Annotated in this window: 11 protein-coding genes; 6 read left to right on the forward strand and 5 right to left on the reverse strand. The window is 70.5% G+C overall.

Annotated features, from left to right (window positions below; all coding sequences use genetic code 11):
- Positions 1 to 11: 11 nt before the first annotated feature.
- From QM638_RS18505 to QM638_RS18515, 3 genes are all read right to left on the reverse strand, one after another.
- Positions 12 to 656, reverse strand: coding sequence for a LutC/YkgG family protein (locus QM638_RS18505; RefSeq protein WP_415144346.1), 645 nt, complete (start codon positions 654 to 656; stop codon positions 12 to 14).
- Positions 653 to 2,092, reverse strand: a complete 1,440-nt coding sequence (locus QM638_RS18510; RefSeq protein WP_415144348.1) for a LutB/LldF family L-lactate oxidation iron-sulfur protein — start codon at positions 2,090 to 2,092, stop codon at positions 653 to 655. The genes QM638_RS18505 and QM638_RS18510 overlap by 4 nt, the downstream gene beginning before the upstream one ends.
- A 76-nt stretch (positions 2,093 to 2,168) precedes the next feature.
- Positions 2,169 to 2,972 carry a (Fe-S)-binding protein gene (locus tag QM638_RS18515; protein WP_415144350.1) on the reverse strand — a complete coding sequence of 268 codons (804 nt, stop codon included), beginning with the start codon at positions 2,970 to 2,972 and terminating at the stop codon, positions 2,169 to 2,171.
- A gap of 176 nt (positions 2,973 to 3,148) precedes the next feature.
- On the opposite strand from QM638_RS18515, the gene QM638_RS18520 reads away from it, so the two are divergent.
- A complete protein-coding gene (locus QM638_RS18520) occupies positions 3,149 to 3,853 on the forward strand; it encodes a FadR/GntR family transcriptional regulator (protein ID WP_415144352.1) in 705 nt (234 codons plus the stop codon).
- Positions 3,854 to 4,197: 344 nt separating this feature from the next.
- Complete coding sequence (locus tag QM638_RS18525) at positions 4,198 to 6,042, forward strand: phosphoenolpyruvate carboxykinase (GTP) (protein ID WP_415144354.1); 1,845 nt, start codon at positions 4,198 to 4,200, stop codon at positions 6,040 to 6,042.
- A 15-nt stretch (positions 6,043 to 6,057) separates the two neighbouring features.
- On the opposite strand, the gene QM638_RS18530 is transcribed toward QM638_RS18525, so the two are convergent.
- Positions 6,058 to 7,380 carry a sensor histidine kinase gene (locus QM638_RS18530; RefSeq protein WP_415144356.1) on the reverse strand — a complete coding sequence of 441 codons (1,323 nt, stop codon included), beginning with the start codon at positions 7,378 to 7,380 and terminating at the stop codon, positions 6,058 to 6,060.
- Positions 7,377 to 8,042, reverse strand: coding sequence for a response regulator transcription factor (locus QM638_RS18535; RefSeq protein WP_415144358.1), 666 nt, complete (start codon positions 8,040 to 8,042; stop codon positions 7,377 to 7,379). Before QM638_RS18535 ends, QM638_RS18530 begins: the two co-directional genes overlap by 4 nt.
- Before the next feature lie 245 nt (positions 8,043 to 8,287).
- Between QM638_RS18535 and QM638_RS18540 the strand changes: the two genes are divergently transcribed.
- The 4 genes from QM638_RS18540 (at position 8,288) to QM638_RS18555 (ending at position 18,197) form a co-directional block, all read left to right on the forward strand.
- Positions 8,288 to 9,088, forward strand: a complete 801-nt coding sequence (locus tag QM638_RS18540; protein WP_415144360.1) for a PHP domain-containing protein — start codon at positions 8,288 to 8,290, stop codon at positions 9,086 to 9,088.
- A gap of 299 nt (positions 9,089 to 9,387) precedes the next feature.
- Entirely contained in the window at positions 9,388 to 10,614 is a 1,227-nt protein-coding gene (locus QM638_RS18545; protein WP_415144362.1) for an ROK family transcriptional regulator, read from the forward strand.
- Positions 10,615 to 11,016: 402 nt separating this feature from the next.
- Complete coding sequence (locus QM638_RS18550) at positions 11,017 to 15,168, forward strand: glycosyl hydrolase (protein ID WP_415144364.1); 4,152 nt, start codon at positions 11,017 to 11,019, stop codon at positions 15,166 to 15,168.
- A gap of 77 nt (positions 15,169 to 15,245) precedes the next feature.
- Positions 15,246 to 18,197, forward strand: coding sequence for a glycosyl hydrolase (locus QM638_RS18555; protein ID WP_415144366.1), 2,952 nt, complete (start codon positions 15,246 to 15,248; stop codon positions 18,195 to 18,197).
- Positions 18,198 to 18,389: the final 192 nt, after the last annotated feature.

Here is an 18,389-nt window from a genome sequence, read left to right on the forward strand (position 1 = left end):
CCGCCCGGCCCTCAGTCGACCAGGAGCACGTGCAGGTTCCGTGGTCCGTGCACGCCCTCGACCCGCTCCAACTCGATGTCGCTGGTGGCCGACGGCCCGCTGATCCAGGTCAACGGACGACCCGACGCCACGGCCTCGGAGAGTCGGGCGACGGCCTCGGGCACGTCGCCGACCAATTGGTCGAGCCGGACCACGCAGACATGGAGATCGGGCACCAGGGAGAGCGCCCGTCGGCCCTGGTCGGCGCCGTGGTCGAGCACGATCGTGCCGGTCACCGCGATCCCGACGGCAGCAGCGGTGACCACGGCGTCGGTCGCGTCGAGCTCGGCGGCGCTCAGGGTGCCGTCGTCGACCACCACCTCGACGTCCACGACGGTGGAGAGCCACTCCGGCTCCAGTCCGGGCGGCACGACGACCGCGCGGGCCGGTCCGAGTGCCCGGCCGACCGCAGCCGGCAAATCGGCCGCGGCCACCCGGTCGACGACGGCCCGGTAGTCCTCGACCCGCTCGACGAAGAGTCCGGCGACGTCCTCGATCCCGGTTGCCGGGGCGCCGTAGGTCCACTCGGCCGGCGATGGGAACGGCGACGGCGCCGGCCGCGGTACGTCGCCCAGGGCCGCGCCGATCCGGCCGAGGATCTCCGCACGCGCGCTCATCCGCGCCCCTCCTTCTCCCACCAGGTCCGGAAGGTCTCCCGCGGCGGCACCGGTGCGTCCCGGGCATCCGACCAGGCGGGCACGCCAGGGATCCGGGTCAGCGCGTCCTTCCGGCCGAGCATCCTGCCGGCGGTCTCGGCGGCCCTCTGCGCCGCCTCGAAGCGCTTGGCGTCGGAGAACATCCAGGCCGCTCCCCTCATCGCGAGCTGCTCGCCGGAGGGGACGCCGCCTCGCTTCTCGTCCACCACCCGGGTGCGCAGATGCACCAGCAGCTCGGGGATGTCGATCCGCACCGGGCAGGCGTCGAAGCACGCGCCGCACAGCGAGGAGGCGTACGGCAGTGACTTGTCGATCGGCGAGGCCGTGCCGCGCAGCTGCGGGTTGAGCACCGCGCCGATCGGCCCGGGATAGACCGAGCCGTAGGCGTGTCCACCCACCCGCTCGTAGACCGGGCAGACGTTGAGGCAGGCCGAGCACCGGATGCAGCGCAGTGCCTGCCGGCCGACCTCGTCGGCCAGGGCCGCCGTACGCCCGTTGTCCAGCAGTACGACGTGCACGTCCTGCGGTCCGTCGCCGGGTGTCACCCCGGTCCAGGTCGAGGTGTAGGGGTTCATCCGCTCCCCGGTGGAGGAGCGCGGCAGCAGCTGGAGGAAGACCTCCAGGTCGGCGGGAGTGGGCAGCACCTTCTCGATCCCGACCACACTGATCAGCGTCTCGGGCAGGGTGAGACACATCCGGCCGTTGCCCTCGGACTCGACCACCACGAGCGTGCCGGTCTCGGCGACGGCGAAGTTGGCCCCGGAGATGGCGACCCTGGCCCGCAGGAACTTCTCCCGCAGGTGCACCCGGGCGGCCTCGGCCAGGGCCCGGGGCTCGGCGGTCAGGCCGTCCGGTGCGGGTGTGCCGACCTTGCCCATCTCGTGGGTGAAGATCTCCTTGATCTCGGCCCGGTTGCGGTGGATCGCGGGGACCAGGATGTGGCTGGGCCGGTCGTGGCCGAGCTGGACGATCAGCTCGGCGAGGTCGGTCTCCCAGGCGTCGATCCCCGCTGCCGCCAGCGCCTCGTTGAGCTCGATCTCCTGGGTCGCCATCGACTTGACCTTGACCACCTCCTCCGCACCGGTCTCCTCGACCAGCCCGGTGACGATGGCGCAGGCCTCGGCGGCGTCGCGGGCCCAGTGCACCCTCGCTCCGGCCCGGGTCAGCGACTCCTCGAGCTGGAGCAGGTAGTGGTCGAGGTGGGTGAGCACCTCGTCCTTGATCGCGGCGCCGGCCAGGCGCAGCTCCTCCCAGTCGTCGACCTCGCCCACCACTCCGGCCCGCTTGTCCCGGATGGTGTGGGTGGCGTGATGCAGGTTCTTGCGCTGCTGGGAGTTCTGCAGCGCCTGCGCGGCGGCGGCCGGGAACGCGGGCATCCCGACGAAGGTTCCGCTCATACCGCCGCCTCCGTCGCGGCGAGGCACGGAGACGGACGCGGCGGCCTGAGGTCGTCCGTCGCTCGCTGACGCTCACTCATGCCGGCGCACCTTCGGCCAGGGCCTGTGCCATCTCGGCGGCCACGTCGGCCTCGGTGCTGGCCAGGATCTCGGCCAGGTGCATCACGCGTACGCCGGCACGCTGCCGATGCAGCAGGCCGCCGATGTGGGCCAGACAGGAGTTGTCGCCGGCGACCAGGACGTCGGCCTCGGTCTCCCGGACATGCCGGGCCTTGTCGGAGCCCATCGCCACCGAGGTGTCGGCGTTCTTGACCGCGAACGTGCCGCCGAAACCACAGCACTCCTCGGCTCCCGGGAGCTCGACCAGATCGATGCCGCGGACCGCTCGCAGCAGCCGCAACGGCTTGTCGGCCACCCGCAGCATGCGCAGGGAGTGGCAGGTCGGGTGATAGGTGACCCGATGCGGGAAGGTCGCGCCGACATCGGTCACGCCGAGGACGTCGAGGAGGAACTCACTGAGCTCGTAGACCTTCCGCGAGCCGGTGGCGGCCCGCTCGGCCAGCGCCGGCCGGTCGCAGGTCCGGGCGATCATCTGGTGCTGGTGACGCACCGAGCCGACACAGGAGCCGCTCGGCGCGACCACCGCGTCGTAGGAGTCGAAGACGTCGGCGAAGCGCTCGACCAGCGGCAGTGCCTCACGGGTGTAGCCGGTGTTGGTGAACATCTGGCCGCAGCAGGTCTGTGCCCTCGGGAACTCGACGGTGCAGCCGAGCCGCTCGAGCAGTCGTACGACGGAGCGTGGCGTCTGTGGCCACATGGTGTCGTTGAAGCAGGTGGCGAAGAGCGCGACCCGCACCCCGGTGCCCGGCAGGTCAGTCATGGGCGAATCTCCGATCTCGGCCGACATCCTGTGGTCAGACCACATGATCCGACAGTAGGGTGACCGCGAACGTCCGGTCAAGCCGGGGCGGTGGGAGGCCGGCTCCCGGACACGGAGACGCGGAGACACGGAGACACGGAGACGCGCAGCGACCTGCAGGGAGAGACGAGGACGAGATGGCCGAACTCGCCGCGGCGCCGGCACGGGCGTATCGGGTGGTGCTCGACCTGGTCGAGGACCGGATCCTGGACGGCTCACTCAAGGTCGGCGACCGGCTCCCGGCCGAGCGCTACCTGGCTGCGTCGCTGCAGGTCTCCCGGGCCGCCGTACGGGAGGCGATCCGGACGCTCGAGGCACAGGGTGTGGTGCGTGCCGGGGTGGGGTCGGGGCCGGAGGCCGGCACGGTGGTGACGGCGCTGCCGTCGGCGGCTCTCAACCGCCTGCTCCGGTTGCACGTCGCGCTGGGCAACTTCGCCCTCGACGACGTGGTGGACTCGCGGGTGATGCTGGAGCGCTCCTCGGTCGCCCTGGCCGCCGAGCACGGCACCCCGCCGGCACGGGCCGGGCTGCTCGCTCTGCTCGACGAGCTCGAGGCGACGGCGGACCGGGCGGCGTACAACGAGCTCGACGCCGCCTTCCACATCGCGCTGGCCGAGGCCGGCGGCAACCGGCTGATGGCCGACATGACCGCCGCCATCCGGGACTCGACCAGACGTCCGATCCTGCGGGGACTGGAGGCGTTGGGCGAGGACTGGCTGCGGGTGCGCGCGGGCCTGAACGCCGAGCACCGCGAGATCTACGCGGCGGTGGCCGCCGGCCGACCGGCGCGGGCCGCGGATCTGGTCGAGGCGCACATCCGTGGCGCGGCCCGCTGGCTCTGACCGGTCGGCGACGCGGGGGACCGCATCACCGCGCATCCGTCGCGCATCCACGACGGATCGGCCTGGACCGGCTGGACCGGCTGGACCGGCCTGGATCGGCTGTGAATCGGCCATGAATCCGGTGCCGGCCGGGCTGGGACGAAGCCGGGCGTCGGGCTCGAGTGAGCCGGTGGGAACGGCGATTTCACCGGGTCGGGGAGCGTCGAATCGACCGCCTTCCAGGTTGGATCGATCCATTGTTCACCGGGGTGATCAATCACTCACGCTAGGTCTCGTCACGGGTCCGGACGGGCAAGACAAGTCCGGTAACGTGCCAGCAATCGGCGAGTCTGAAGGGTGTCGGAATGGTTGACGTGGAGCGGGTCCTGGATGAGGCGGGGCTCAAGAATCCGCATGTGCGTGACTATGTCGCGTACTGGGCAGAAGTGACCGGAGCCGACCGGGTCGAGGTAGTCAGCGCATCCGACGACGACCGGCTGCTGGCCGAGTCGCTGGCCGCCGGCGAGCTGTCGCCGGTGACGGGCGGACGCTACTTCAGCCGCTCCTACGCCAAGGACACCGCACGCTCCGAGGAGCGCACGGTGGTGGCCACCTCCGACGAGGCCGACAAGGGTGTCTACAACAACTGGCGGCCCGCCGAGGAGACCGTCGCGACGCTGACCGAGCGGATGCGCGGAGCCTCGGCCGGCAAGACGATGTACGTGATCCCCTACCTGATGGCGCCGCAGGGCAGCCCGCTGGAGGCGTACGCCGCCGGCGTGGAGCTGACCGACTCCCGCCCGGTCGTGCAGCAGATGATCCGGATGGCCCGGGTCGGCATCGACTACCTCAACGACCTGGCCGACCCCGACTCCTTCGTCCGCGCGGTCCACGTGACCGGCGACCTGCCGAACCTCGGCCAGGGCACCCCGGACGACCAGCGCCTGTTCGCCACGGTGGCCGACCGGCGCACGATCCTGCACTACGGCTCGTCGTACGGCGGCAACGCCCTGCTCGGCAAGATCGCGCACGGCCTGCGCCAGGCCTGCTATGACGGCAAGGACTCCGAGCGCTTCCTGGCCGAGCAGTTCCTGCTGCTCGGCATCACCGACCGGCAGACCGGCAAGAAGGTGCACGTGGTCGGCGGCTTCCCGTCGGCCTCGGGCAAGACGAACCTGTCGATGACGCTCCCGCCGGAGGCACTCGGGGATCGCTACTACGTCGAGTTCTACGGCGATGACATCGCCTGGCTGTGGGTCGGCGACGACGGCCGGATCTGGGCGTTCAACCCGGAGAACGGCGTCTTCGGCGTCGCCAAGGACACCAACGAGGACTCCAACCCGACCGCGATCGAGGCGATCAAGGAGGGCTCGGGCGCGATCTTCACCAACGTCGCCTACAACCCGAAGACCCAGGACGTGTGGTGGGAGGGGAAGACGAAGAACCCGCCCGAGGACGTCGATGGCTGGCTGGACTGGAAGGGGACCCCGATCGCCGATCGGACCCCGGAGCAGGCCGGCGAGCCGTGGGCCCACCCGAACAGCCGCTTCACCACCACCATCGCGAACGTGCCCAACGCCGCCGAGGGCTACGACGACCCCCGCGGCGTGCCGGTGGACGCCATCATCTTCGGCGGCCGCACCCGTGACCGCGAGCCGCTGATCCGTGCCATCACCGATGTCGCCGAGGGCGTCTACGACGGGATGACGCTGGGCGCCGAGGCGACCTTCGCGGCCGAGGGCGTCGAGGGCCAACTGCGCTACGACCCGATGTCGATGCGACCGTTCATGGCCTACTCCGAGGGCGAGTACGCCGCGCACTGGCTGCACATCATCTCCCACGCCACCAGCCAGCCGATCTTCGCGCACGTCAACTGGTTCCAGCGCGACCCCGAGGACGGCCACTACCGCTGGCCGGGCTACCGGGAGAACCTGCGTGCCCTGCTGTGGCTGATCCAGTACCGCGACGGTGAGGTCACCGGGGTCGAGTCGCCGGTCGGCGTACTGCCGGCGCGGGAGGAGCTGAACCTGGACGGCCTGGAGATCTCCGAGGCGGACCTGGACGCCATCCTCAGCATCGACATCGACCGTTGGCGTCAGGAGATGGGCTTCCGCGAGGAGCACCTGCGTCAGTTCGACGGTCTGCCCGAGGAGATCTGGGAGGCGCACCGCCGAGTGGCGGCGGCGCTGGAGGCTGCTGCCGAGGGCTGAGCCTCACTCGCGGCCTCACTCGCGCTCGGCGGCCGGACGGGCCGCGGGCAAGGTGAGCACGAACCGTGAGCCGCTGTCGGCGGCGAGCACCACGTCGCCGCCCAGCGAGCGGGCCACCCGGCGGGCGATGCCCAGTCCCAGGCCGGTGCCGTCGGCACCGCTGGTGCCCGGTCCGAAGACCGTGGCCCGCAGCGCGTCGGGGACGCCGTCGCCGTCGTCCTCGACGGTGACGGCGATCCGGCCGTCTCCGGTGGGGCCGATGCCGAGCCGGACCCGGCCGGCGGCGTGCCGGCAGGCGTTGTCGACCAACGGCGCGAGCGCGCGCACCACCAGGTCGGCCGGGGCGGCGATCTGCGGGCAGGCCGGCGCCACCCGGCTCGACAGGGTGAGCCGGGCCGGGATCAGCGGCTCGACCGCGTCGAGGACGTCGGCGGGGTCGGTGGAGGCCTCACCCCGGCCTCGCTCGGGGTGACGGGCGATCTCCAACAGGGAGGTGATCACCTCGCTCATCCGCAACGCGGCCTCGCGGATCTCCACCAGGTCGGCCCGGACGGCGGGGTCGCCGTCGGGACGCAGCAGCGCCAGGTCGGCGCTCGCCCGGACCGCGGTGAGCGGGGTGCGCAGTTCGTGCGCGAGCTCCGCGGTGAGCCGTTGCTCGGTGTGGATCGCCGCCGCCACCCGGTCCAGCAGGCCGTCGAGGGTCTCGCCCAGGGCGGCCAGCTCGGTGGTCGGCGGGCCGAGCTCGAATCGGTGGCTCAGGTCGTGTTCGCTCCATTCGGTGGCGCGCTCGGCCATCTGCCGGACCGGCCCGAGCGCCCGGCGGGTGACCAGATGCGTGATGGTCGCGGTCAGCGCCACCACCAGGGCGCCGAGGACCACGGTGGCGACCAGCGCGTACCGCTCGGAACGCTCATAGGGGCTGGCGTCCTCGCTGACCACCACCACACCGCGCTCGCCGGACCGGGTGGTGTAGGTGACCGCGCGCAGGTGCCAGTTGTGCACCGACTCGCTCGTCCGGGTGTGGCCGTCGGCCAGCGTGGCGGTGGCCAGCTCGTCGGCGTCGTGGCGCAGCTCGCGCTCGAGGGCGCCGGCCACCGGGTCGCCCTCGTCGTCGTACACCTCCGAGCCCGGCTCGAGGTCGGCCTTCGCCGCCTCGTCGGACTGTTTCAGGACGCCGAGGGCCGCATCGGCACGGACGCCGAGGGCCCGGTCGACGTCGCGGTGCGCGGTCAGCTCCAGGACCGCCTGGGTGCCCAGGACGAGCGCGATCATCACGCCGGCGGCCAGCAGTGCGGTCCAGGCGACCAGCTGACTGCGCAGTCCGAGCGGCCGCCTCATCGCAGCTGGAACCCGACCCCTCGTACGGTCCGCAGCTCCAGCGGCGAGCCGACCTGTTCGAGCTTGCGCCGGATCCTGGTGGTGTAGGAGTCGACGGTGTTCTCGTTGACGATCGCGCCGTCCGGCCAGGCGGCGGCGATGACCGCGCGGCGGCGCACCACCTCGCCCGGCCGGGAGGTGATCGCGGCCAGCATCCGGAACTCGGTCGGCGTCAGCAGCACCTCGGCCTCGCCGCAGACCACCGCATGGCGCGCCGGGTCGAGCGCCAGGCCGTTGGGGGTGGGAGCGCTGACCATACGGCCGCGCCGGGCCAGCGCCTCGACCCGCGCCACCAGCTCGGCCAGGTCGAACGGCTTGGCCAGGTAGTCGTCGGCGCCGGCGGCGAAGCCGGCCAGCTTCTCGTGCCGCTGCCCCAGCGCGGTCAGGAACAGCACCGGCGCCGCCTGCCCGGCGCTGCGCAGTGCCACGCAGACGTCGCGGCCGTCGGAGTCCGGCAGGCCGATGTCGAGGACCAGCACGTCGAGGGTCTCGTCGGTGGCGAAGAGGCGCAACGCCTCCCCGCCGTCGTGGGCGGCGGTGGTGCGGTGCCCATGCAGACGCATCCCCTCGGTCACCACCCGCCTGATCGCCAGGTCGTCCTCGCACAGGCCCAGATGCACCATGGCACCAGCATGCGCTCCCCACCTGACGACAACCTGACTCCCTGACTCACGTACTGACTCACGTATGTCGCCAGCAGAACGCGCGAGCAGGGCCAAATGGTGCCCTCAAGCACGCCGAGCAGAGGCAAATGGGTGCCGCAAGCACGCCGAGCAGAGCCAAGTGGTCCTCCTCCCGCACGCCGAGCAGAGGCAAATGGCTGCGGGTACCCCGGCCGCCGTTCGTCATCGCCGCCTAGCCTGGTGTCGTGTCGTACCGCCGCCACCAGCCCCTGCCGGCCGACAACCATGTCCACAGCGAGTGGTCGTGGGACACCAAGCGCGCCGACATGGCGGCGACCTGCGCCCGTGCGGTGCAGCTCGGCCTGCCCTCGATCGCGTTCACCGAGCATGTCGACCACACCGCTCGCTCGGCGCCGTTCGATGCCGAGGGCTACCTGGAGGCGATCGAGGTGTGTCGCGCGCGATTCGGCGGCCTGCGCATCCTCACCGGCGTGGAACTGGGGGAGGCGCACTGGAACCCCGCCGAGACCGAGGAACTGCTGGCCGGCGGACGGTTCGAGCGCGTCCTCGGCTCGCTGCACTCGGCCGGTGAGCTCGACGGGCACCCCGACTTCGCGGTCCTGTACGGCGCCCGAGCGCGCGAGCAGGTGGTGCGCGACTATCTGGCGGAGATCGAGAAGCTGATCACCGGCTTCGACGGGTTCCAGGTGCTCGCGCACATCGACTACCCCGCGCGGCGCTGGCCGGTGGGCGAGGACCGTTGGGACCCGCACGCCTTCGACCCCACCCTCTTCGAGGAGGAGTACCGCCACGTGCTGCGCATCCTGGCCGGCAGCGGTCGGACGCTGGAGTTCAACACCCGGATCCCGATGGACCCGTTGCTCCTGCGCTGGTGGTACGACGTGGGTGGGGACTCGGTCAGCTTTGCCAGCGATGCCCACGAGCCGGATCTGCTCGCGCACGGGTTCGCCGAGGCGGTGGCGGTCGCCTCTGCCGCCGGGTTCCGACCCGGCGCCGACCCGCTGGACTTCTGGCGTCGGGCGTAAGGCGGGTTCGACGGGGCGCCGGGCGGACGCCGGGCAAGTCCTCATGCGGCGGGTGAGCGGGGGTAGGCGGCGGGTGAGCGGGGGGTAACACGTCGTCCACCTAGGTAGCAGCCTGTTGCAGCACGCTGTTACCTAGGTGGTCAACGTGTTACCCCCGTCGCCGCCGGGCCGCCGCAAGCCAGCACGGAGCCAGCAGGGCCGACGGAGGATGTTGACAAGAATCGCCCTCGTGACGACCATCACGCCATGAAACCTTTCATCTTCGATGCGCCGGGCCCGGCGGTCGGGATGGGAGTGCCGTGACCGAGACCGGGAGCCGGCGGAGACTGGTCGAACAGGTGGTGCTGGCGGCCGTCACCGAGCATGCCGAGCTGAGCCGAACCGAGATCGCCCGGGTGACCGGCATCCCCCGGGCCACAGTCATCGGTGCGGTCGCGGCCCTCCTAGCTGACGGGTGTCTGGTCGAGGCGGGTCCCGACGCGGTCTCCGGTCGGCGCGGGCGGCCCGCCACTCGGCTCCGGCTGCCGCCCGAGCCGGGGTTGGTGGCGGTCGCCGACAGTTCCCAGGGCGTCGTACGGCTGGCCCTGGTCACCCCGGACGGGGAGGTGAGCGCGGCCGCCGAACGGCGCTACGACTGGCTGTCGCCGGGTCCGGAGTGGGTCGCCGAGTGTGGCTGTCTCGATGAGGTGCCCGCCGTGCTGCGGATGTACGACGAGCTGACCGCCGTGGTCGCCGAGCCGGTTCGCGCCGGGGCGATCGGCGTGTGGGGACCGTTTCGTCCCGGCCGTGGTTGGGAGGACGGCTGCACCGGGACGAGGCCTTCACCGCCACGGCGGACGGAGGGGCCGCCACGTATCGCGGTGCCCCGACACGATCCGGCGCCGGCGCTGGCCCAGGCATGGGGCTTCGAGGTACGCAGCGAGCGCGGACCCGTCTTGCGAGCGATGGGCGAAGCCACGGCCGGAGCCGCCATCGGCGCCGAGACGATGCTCTACCTGCAGGTCGCGGAGGTGCTCGCCGCGGCGATCGTGGTCGAAGGCCGGCCGTTCCACGGTGCCGGCGGGATGGCCGGCGAGCTGACTCATATCACCCTCGGCGACGCCGGACAGCCGTGTTTCTGTGGACGCCGCGGGTGTCTCGGCGCGACCGTCGGCGTCGGATACCTGGTCGACACGCTGCGTCCCGCGCTCGGTGCGGTCGGCATCGAGGACGTGCTCGTGCTCGCGGCCGAGGAGGACCGGAGCGTACGGCGGGCCTTCGATCAGGCCGGCCGGCAGCTGGGCCAGGCGCTGGCCAACTCGCTCGCGCTGCTGGATGCCGACCTGGTCGTCATCGACGCGGATCTGGACGCCGCCGGTCAGATGGTGGCCGAGGCCTTCGCCGAAACGGTCGCACTGGCCTATCCCGTCGGCAGTATGCACCTGCCCCGGGTCCGCGTCGGTGCCCTGCCAGGGACGTCGTACGCCGTCGGCGGAGCCGCGCTCTTCCGGCAGCAGCGGGTGCCGTCGCGGGGTCTCACCCGCTGACGGACTCGATGTCGTCGCTCCTCGGCGAGTGTGCCTCGGCGTACGTCTGGACGGCCCGGACGGGCCCGCCCACGTGAGCGAACCTCTGGCCGGTCGGGCTCCTGGGCCAGCAGATTCTCAATCTCCTCACACTTTTTTCCCAATATCGGGGGAGCCTGCCGTCGGCGGCAATTGGCGCGCCGCCAGCCGCGGATGCGAGCCGAATTCGGCGGCCCGAGGTCCGCGGCCCCGCTCATTCGACTCGCGATGAGCCGAAGCCCCGAATGCCCGGGCGGTGGGCCCGTTGACAAGCTCCGCCAGGAGTGACGACGATCACTCCGTCACCTTCTTTATGAATCGTTTCATTTCTCTTTCGATCGTCCTTCCCGGCGCCGGTGAGCGCTGCACAGAGAGGAGTTCGCCATGCCTGGCGAGCGAGGATTTCGGCTGCCCGAAAGAGCGGCGTTGATCCGCCCGACGGCCCTGCGTCGGGCCGTGCGCGGCGGTGTCGCGGTGGTGGCGGCAACAGCGCTGGCCGGGGCCGGACTCGGCCTGACGATGGACACCGCGACCGGCGCGCCGACGACGGCGACCATGCTCGCCACCGGCACGCCGGCGGCAGGCAGCACCATCGGTGCCTTCTTGGACCCGCAGCAGCCGGCCAAGACGATGGTGCGGATGTGGTTCCCGGACGCTCAGGCGGGCGATGAGACCAACGGCTATCTCGACCAGGTGGAGAACCAGATCAACGACCTGGCCGACGGTGGGTTCGGCGGCGTCGAGATCGCCTACCTCTCCGACCGACCCGCTGCGACCAATGACGACCTGGACGAACTCGGCTGGGGCACGAAGAACTGGCAGCGGATTGTGAAGACGGTGCTGAAGACTGCCAATGCCGAGGACCAGAAGTTCCAGGTGGACCTGACCATCACCGCGCACTGGCCGCCCAGTGTCAACAACATCGACTTCAACGACGATGGGGCGAGCCAGGAGGCGTCCCAGGCCTACACCAAGATCACCGCCGATGACCTGACGGCGGGGTCGATGGACCTGCCGCTGCCGGCGACGAAGACGAAGACGAAGGACAACAGCGGCGTCCCGTTCGTGTTCACCGACACGTACGACTCCTCGGCCATCGCGAAGGTCACCTCGGTCGCCGAGGACGGTACGCCGACCCTGGAGTTGGCCTCGTTGGCCGATGCCACCGGTGCGACCTCGAAGCGGACCGCGACCGAGGAGGAGGTCGCTGAGGGGAACTACATCCGCAAGGGCGGCAAGAACTACGCCGGATCCGCGGCCGGGGTCCCCGATGAGGCCACCGCCGAGGAGCTCGGGGTCGACTATGACGATGACGTGGTCGCCTACTGGGGGCAGGACCCGGCCAGTGACGACTTCGACGGCAAGATCGATGCCGACGGCAACCGCAAGCGGATGGCGGACTGGCAGTACGACTACACCACCGACCTTTCCGGGCTCGACGCGCTCAGTGACTACACCCCCAGCAGTGGTGATGACCTGGCGGCCGGTGACTACGTCCTGATCGGGAACTACTACCGCGGCACCGGCCAGACCCAGTCCGGCGGGAGCAAGTACACCACCCAGTACAACCGGGCTGCGGCGACCAACTACTTCTCCAAGGCGGGGGTCCAGGCGATCTTCGATGCCTGGGATGACCACATCCTCGATCCGGAGATGAAGAAGCTGCTCAAGGCCAATGGTGGTGCGATCTTCGAGGACTCGATCGAGGGCAGTTTCTCCACCAAGCCGTGGACGAAGAACGTCACCGAGGCGGTGGCGGACAAGACCGGGCTGGACACCGGGAAGTATGCCTCGGCGTTGGTCGGGTCGGCGGTGAGCTTCGATGACACCGACGCGGTGGACCGGATCGGTGAGGACTATTCCGAGACCCTCGGCGACTTGTACGAGACCAAGCACGCCTCGCTGATCAGTGACTGGGCCTCGACGTTCGGCTACCAGTACCGCGCTCAGGCCTACACCCTCGACGGGCTGGACATCGGGGCTGCGGCCGAGGCGGTCGACGTGCCCGAGGGTGACAACAGCAGTGCCGGTGACGGTGTCCGCACCCTGTACGGCACGCTGAACATGGCCGACAAGGGTGACCTGCTCTCGATGGAGTCGGTGACTGCGACGGCCACCAAGCACTCGCCGTGGAGCCAGGTGCTGCGCCTGCTGAACGCTGACGCCTCCGACGGCATCAACCGGGTCATCCTGCATGGCAGCTCGTTCTCCCGGAGCTTCGACGCCGACTACAACGCCTGGCCGGGCTGGAACTTCTCGGAGTTCCTCGCCATGAACGGTCGGCAGGCGTGGTGGGATCAGGTCGGTGACTTCACCGGCTACGTGAATCGGATGCAGGCGGTGTTGCAGAGCGGGACCCGCAAGGTGGACGTGGCGATGCTGCTCGGCTCGGAGGATGGCTATTCGTTCACGAGTGGCAATGCGATGCAGGACGTGCTCGATCACGGCTATTCCTACAACGTGTTGACCGAGCCGATCTGGTCTGCCGATGGTGCTGAGGTCACCCAGGTGGATGGCCAGCCGGTGTTGAAGGCCGACGGCCCGGCGTACAAGGCGCTGGTGTTGGACGCGGCCGAGACGATGTCGCTCGATGGGATCGACCGGTTGCAGGCCTACGCCGATGCGGGTCTGCCGATCGCGGTGGTGGACAGTGACCCGTCCCGGGTCTATGGCACCGACGAGTCCGGGTCTGAGGACTTCGACCTGCAGGCGGCCTTCACCAAGCTGCTCGCTTCGGACTCGGTGACCACGCTGGACAGTCTCGATGAGGTGACCGGTTTTCTGACCGACCACGGCGTCAGTGCCGATGCGCAGTACGACGCCAAGCACCTCGAGGCCTCCCACATCGCCAACACCGAGGGCGACTACTACTACCTCTACAACGACGGCATGTCGGTGCTCAACGACGCCAGCGCGGGGGACACCACTCTCAACCTCTACGACGAGGCGGGCGACACCGAGGCGGGGGACACCCTGACCGTCGGCAGCGGCAGCACCGAGGAGACCGTGACCGTGGCCTCCGCCGAGGCCGCCGCGAGTGGAAGCAGCAGCTGTGTGCGCTCCGACGCGCTGAGCGCCTGCCCGATGGTCGTCACGCTGGACGAGCCGCTGAAGTATGACCACAAGGGGCTCGATGTCAGCGGCGGGACGCGCCAGCGCGGCGAGGTGGTCTCCAACTTCGACTCGACTTCGGTCACCCTGAAGGGTTCCGGTACGCCGTATGAGCTGGACCTCTCCACAGGTGAGGTGACGCCGATCGCGGAGTACACCACCGACGGGGACTCGGTGAGTTTCGATCTGGATCTGGGTGCCTCGGAGTCGACGGTGGTGGCGTTGGCCAACGACACCACTGGGTTCCCGCAGGCCGGTGCGGTGCATGCGGTGGCCAGCAGCGGTGGGTCGGTCTCCTATGACGCTGACGGCAACTTGCAGTTGACCGCGACCGAGCCGGGTGACTACACCGTCGATCTTTCCGATGGCACCACCAGGACGGTGAAGGTGGGTGCGGTGCCGGATGCGGTGGACCTGGCCGACGGCTGGGATCTCGGCATCGAGAGCTGGGGGCCGGATGCGGAGGCGGATGCGGTCAATCCGACGGTGTCGAAGAAGACCGATGTCTCCTTCGGCGATGTCTCGTTGGGTTCGTGGCTGGACACGTTGAGTCTGAGTGATGAGCAGAAGACCGCGCTCGGGGTGGACGGGATCGACGAGGTCTCCGGCAACGCGACCTACACCCGTTCCTTCACCCTGCCCGAGGACTGGGACGGGTCGAGCACCGGTGTGAGGCTGCGTCTGGAGCATGGCTATGACAACCTGACCGGGTTGAGCGTGAACGGTGACCAGATCGACGCGCTGAACCAGTTCAACGACACCGTCACCATCCCCGCCGATGTGCTCAAGGCCGGCGAGAACATCATCTCCATCGACCTGAGCACGTCTCTGGACAACCGGGCCGGCTGGACCACCGGGAAGCAGGACCAGGGCGTGACGGAGATCGGATGGTCCTCGACGGTCACGGTGCCGCTCGAGGCCGACGCCGGCACGGTGTCGACGCCGACCCTGAAGGTGTCGCCGGCCAAGGCCAACGGCCGCAACGGCTGGTACACCACGAAGGTGAAGGCGTCGGTCACCGGCGTCTCGGATGCGACGGTGCAGCTCAAGGTCGGCAGCGGTTCCTGGAAGCGGTACACCGGGCCGGTGACCGTCTCGGCTCAGGGCACCACCATGATCCGGGCTCGGGCGGTGTCTGGGTCGCAGGTCTCGGCGACGGCGTCGGCGAAGGTGAAGATCGACACCGTGCGGCCGAAGGTCAAGGCCAAGGTCACCAAGCCTCACACCACACCACACCGCACTCGGGTCGTGCGGCTGAGTGGCCGCGACGCGACCTCGGGGATCGCCAAGATCCGCTACCGGATCGGTCACCACGCCTGGAAGGTCTACCGGCACGCGATCACCGTCGCCAAGGGAACCACCGTCAGGGTCGCGGCCGTCGACAGGGCCGGCAACACCTCCGAGGCGACCGTCAAGACCCGCTGAGCACGTCCCACCCGGGCTGCCCCGACGGCAGCCCGGGTGAGCGCACCGTCGCGCCCGCCCACCCACAGGAGCAAGCCATGCCAGTTGACCGCCGTAGCCTGTTGAAGTCCGGCGGTGCCGCCGTCGCCGCCGGTGCCGTCACCACGATCGTCGCGGGGCGGGCCGATCCGGCCGCCGCCTCATCACCCCCCGGCAGCGCGGCCACCGCGGGGGCCGCATCCCGATCGAGCCTGCGCGGCTTCGCCGCCCCCGACGTCGCGGCGCGGCCCTGGTTCCGCTACTGGGTGCCCGGTGCGACGGTGAGTGCCGACGACGTCCGTGACGACATCCGCGCGATGGCTGCCGGTGGCTTCGGCGGCGCCGAGATCACCTACCTCTCGCAGTACGGCGTGACCGCGACAGCCGAGGACGACTTCGGCTCTCAGCCGTGGATCGACATCCTCACCGCGGCTCTCGACGAGCTGCGCAGGCACGGCATGCACGCCTCGATGCTCATCGGCCCCGCCTGGCCGGCCGCCGTACCGACGATCGTCCCGGACGACGCGGCCTCCTCCAAGGAGCTCCAGGCCGCGCACGTGGTGGTGGACGGCGGCGAGACCTACGACGGGGACGTGCCGACGCCGTCGGCGGACCTGCCGGACGGGGCGACGGAGCAGATGCTGGTGGCGGTCCAGGCGTTTCGTTGCTCCGCAGACACGGTGCCGGACTCCGGCACCATCCCGCTCGCGGTGGACGGCTACGTCGATCTCACCGACACCGCTTCCTCCGGCTCGCTGTCCTGGACCGCACCGGAGGACGGTCAGTGGCTGGTGATCGCCTTCTGGCTGCAGCCGACGGGACAGAGCCTGGACTCCGGCCTGGCCTACGTCGTCGACCACTACAGCGCCGCCGGCGCCGACGCCGTCACCGACTTCTGGGACGACACCTTGTTGACCACGAAGATCCGGTCGGTGCTGCGCAGCGTGTCCACGTCGATCTTCGAGGACTCCATCGAGCTCTCCTCGGGAACCCACTGGACGCCCGCGATGCTCGAGGAGTTCCGCAGACGCCGGGGCTACGACCTGACGCCGTACCTGCCGGCGGTGATCGCCGGCGTAGCCTCCGGCTTCGGCCAGACGGCGGTCGCGCCGTACAGCATCTCCTCACCAGCCCAGGAGCGGGTGCTGCAGGACTATCACCAGACCCTCTCCGACCTCTACCTCGACCACCACACCTGGCGCATCCAGAACTGGGCGCACTCGCGCGGGCTCAGCTACAAGGCCCAGGCGTACGGCGGCCAGCTCGACACCGGGCTGGCGATGGCCACCATCGACAACCCCGAGGGCGAATCGCTCGACGACGGCCAGCACAGCGAGAAGTGGCGAGTCATCACCGGCGGCGCGCATCTGGGCGGAAAGAACATCGTCAGCGCCGAGGCCGACGCCACCTTGAACAGGTCCTACTCGATGACCTGGTCCGGCGACATGCTGCCGATGTCGAACGGCAACTTCGCCGCGGGGGTCAACCGCGACATCATCCATGGCTTCCCCACCTCGACCGGTCCGCAGGCCGAATGGCCGGGCAACGATGGCTTCGCCGGGATCACCACCGGCGACAACTGGGGTCCGCGGATGCCGACCTGGACGCACATCACCGACGTGTCCGGCTATCTGGCGCGTTGCCAGTACGTCGGTCAGGCGGGGGTTCCGAGGATCGATGTCGCCGTCTATCGGCCCGGTCTCGACATCGGCTACGGCAGTGAGTCCTCCGGCATCGGGATGTGGACCGACACCGCGCTGGCGGCCGCCGGCTACAGCTACGACTACCAGAGCAGTGGCTCGCTCCGGCTCGAGGACGCGGCCGTCCGCCACGGCGTGCTCGCTCCGAGCGGACCGGGCTACCGGGCGCTGGTGCTCTTCGACCAGGACACCCTGGAGCTCGACATCGCGACCAGGATCCTGCGGTACGCCGAGGCGGGACTGCCGATCGTCATCGTCGGGGACCTGCCCACCGCGACACCCGGCTACGCCGATGCGGCGACGGCCGACAGGAGGCTCGCCGCGGTCGTGGCCCGGCTTGCCAGGCACCGCCGAGTGCACCGGGTCGCCGGCCAGGCCGACGTTCCCGCGGCACTCCGGGCGGCCGGCGTACGCCCCGACTTCGAGCCGTCCACCGGCAACGCGGACCTCGCCGCCGTACACCGGGTCAGCGGTCCGATCGACTACTACCTGGTCACCAACCTCGGCACCGCCGCGACCCGGGCCGAGGTGTCGTTGGCGGGCTCCGGGACGCCGTACCTGCTCGGTGCCTTCGACGGTACGGCGAGCGCGGTGCCGGTCTTCCGCACCGAGAAGGGGCGGGTGATCTTGACGGTGTCGCTGGCCGGCAGCGAGGCCAGGATCATCGCCCTCGGCCCCGCCGGTCGGCTCGGCAGCGTGCCGCGGGCGAGCGCGACCAGCTCCGAGGTCGACCTGACCTACGCCGGGCGCGATCTGCTGGCGCGTGCCACCGCCGCCGGCCGCTACCGGGTGGTGTTGTCGGGTGGTCGTCGGACCACGGTCGAGGTCGGGTCGGTCCCGGCGGCGCAGCGGCTCGATGCCTGGACCCTGCGGGTGCAGCAGTGGCTGCCCGGCGACAGCCCGACCGACACCGACACGAGCACCACGACGACGGCGACGCTGAGCGAGCTCGCGCCGTGGAGCTCGCTCGAGGGGCTCGCGGACGCGTCCGGCATCGGCACCTACACCACCACCTTCGACCGGCCGACCGGCGCCTCCGGCGCGATCCTCGACCTCGGCTCGGTGGTCGACACCGTCAGGGTCCGACTGAACGGCGTCCGACTGCCGGCGGTCAACATCCTGGACACCAGGATCGACCTCGGCCCCTACCTGCGAGCCGGCAAGAACACCCTCCAGGTCGAGGTGGCCAGCACCCTGTGCAACGCCGTCCGAGTCGCCCGCGGTGGCCAGTGGGCGGACTTCGCCCGCCAGGACTACGGCCTGCTCGGGCCCGTCACCCTCACACCGTACGTCGACGTGCCGGTCCGCTGAGCCCCCATCGCGGCCGCCGGCGGACGGCGCCGACTCGGTGAGCACGCACACCCGTAGGAGAGAGGAACCCATGACCCAGATCGATCCCCCAGCAGGAAGCCGGCCCCAGGCGGGAGTGGCGCGGCGCCGCGTGCTCCAGGGCGCGGCGGCGGCAAGCGTCGCGGTGGCGGCCCCGGCGGTCCCGGCGGAGAG

It is taken from the genome of Nocardioides sp., from assembly GCF_047606145.1.
Taxonomy (GTDB): domain Bacteria; phylum Actinomycetota; class Actinomycetes; order Propionibacteriales; family Nocardioidaceae; genus Nocardioides.

Excerpts from the sequence above, each read along its gene's own strand:
- QM638_RS18505 (WP_415144346.1), bottom strand. The coding sequence starts at position 656 with ATGAGCGCGCGTGCGGAGATCCTCGGCCGGATCGGCGCGGCCCTGGGC.
- QM638_RS18510 (WP_415144348.1), bottom strand. The coding sequence starts at position 2,092 with ATGAGCGGAACCTTCGTCGGGATGCCCGCGTTCCCGGCCGCCGCCGCG.
- QM638_RS18515 (WP_415144350.1), bottom strand. The coding sequence starts at position 2,972 with ATGACTGACCTGCCGGGCACCGGGGTGCGGGTCGCGCTCTTCGCCACC.
- QM638_RS18520 (WP_415144352.1), top strand. The coding sequence starts at position 3,149 with ATGGCCGAACTCGCCGCGGCGCCGGCACGGGCGTATCGGGTGGTGCTC.
- QM638_RS18525 (WP_415144354.1), top strand. The coding sequence starts at position 4,198 with ATGGTTGACGTGGAGCGGGTCCTGGATGAGGCGGGGCTCAAGAATCCG.
- QM638_RS18530 (WP_415144356.1), bottom strand. The coding sequence starts at position 7,380 with ATGAGGCGGCCGCTCGGACTGCGCAGTCAGCTGGTCGCCTGGACCGCA.
- QM638_RS18535 (WP_415144358.1), bottom strand. The coding sequence starts at position 8,042 with ATGGTGCATCTGGGCCTGTGCGAGGACGACCTGGCGATCAGGCGGGTG.
- QM638_RS18550 (WP_415144364.1), top strand. The coding sequence starts at position 11,017 with ATGCCTGGCGAGCGAGGATTTCGGCTGCCCGAAAGAGCGGCGTTGATC.
- QM638_RS18555 (WP_415144366.1), top strand. The coding sequence starts at position 15,246 with ATGCCAGTTGACCGCCGTAGCCTGTTGAAGTCCGGCGGTGCCGCCGTC.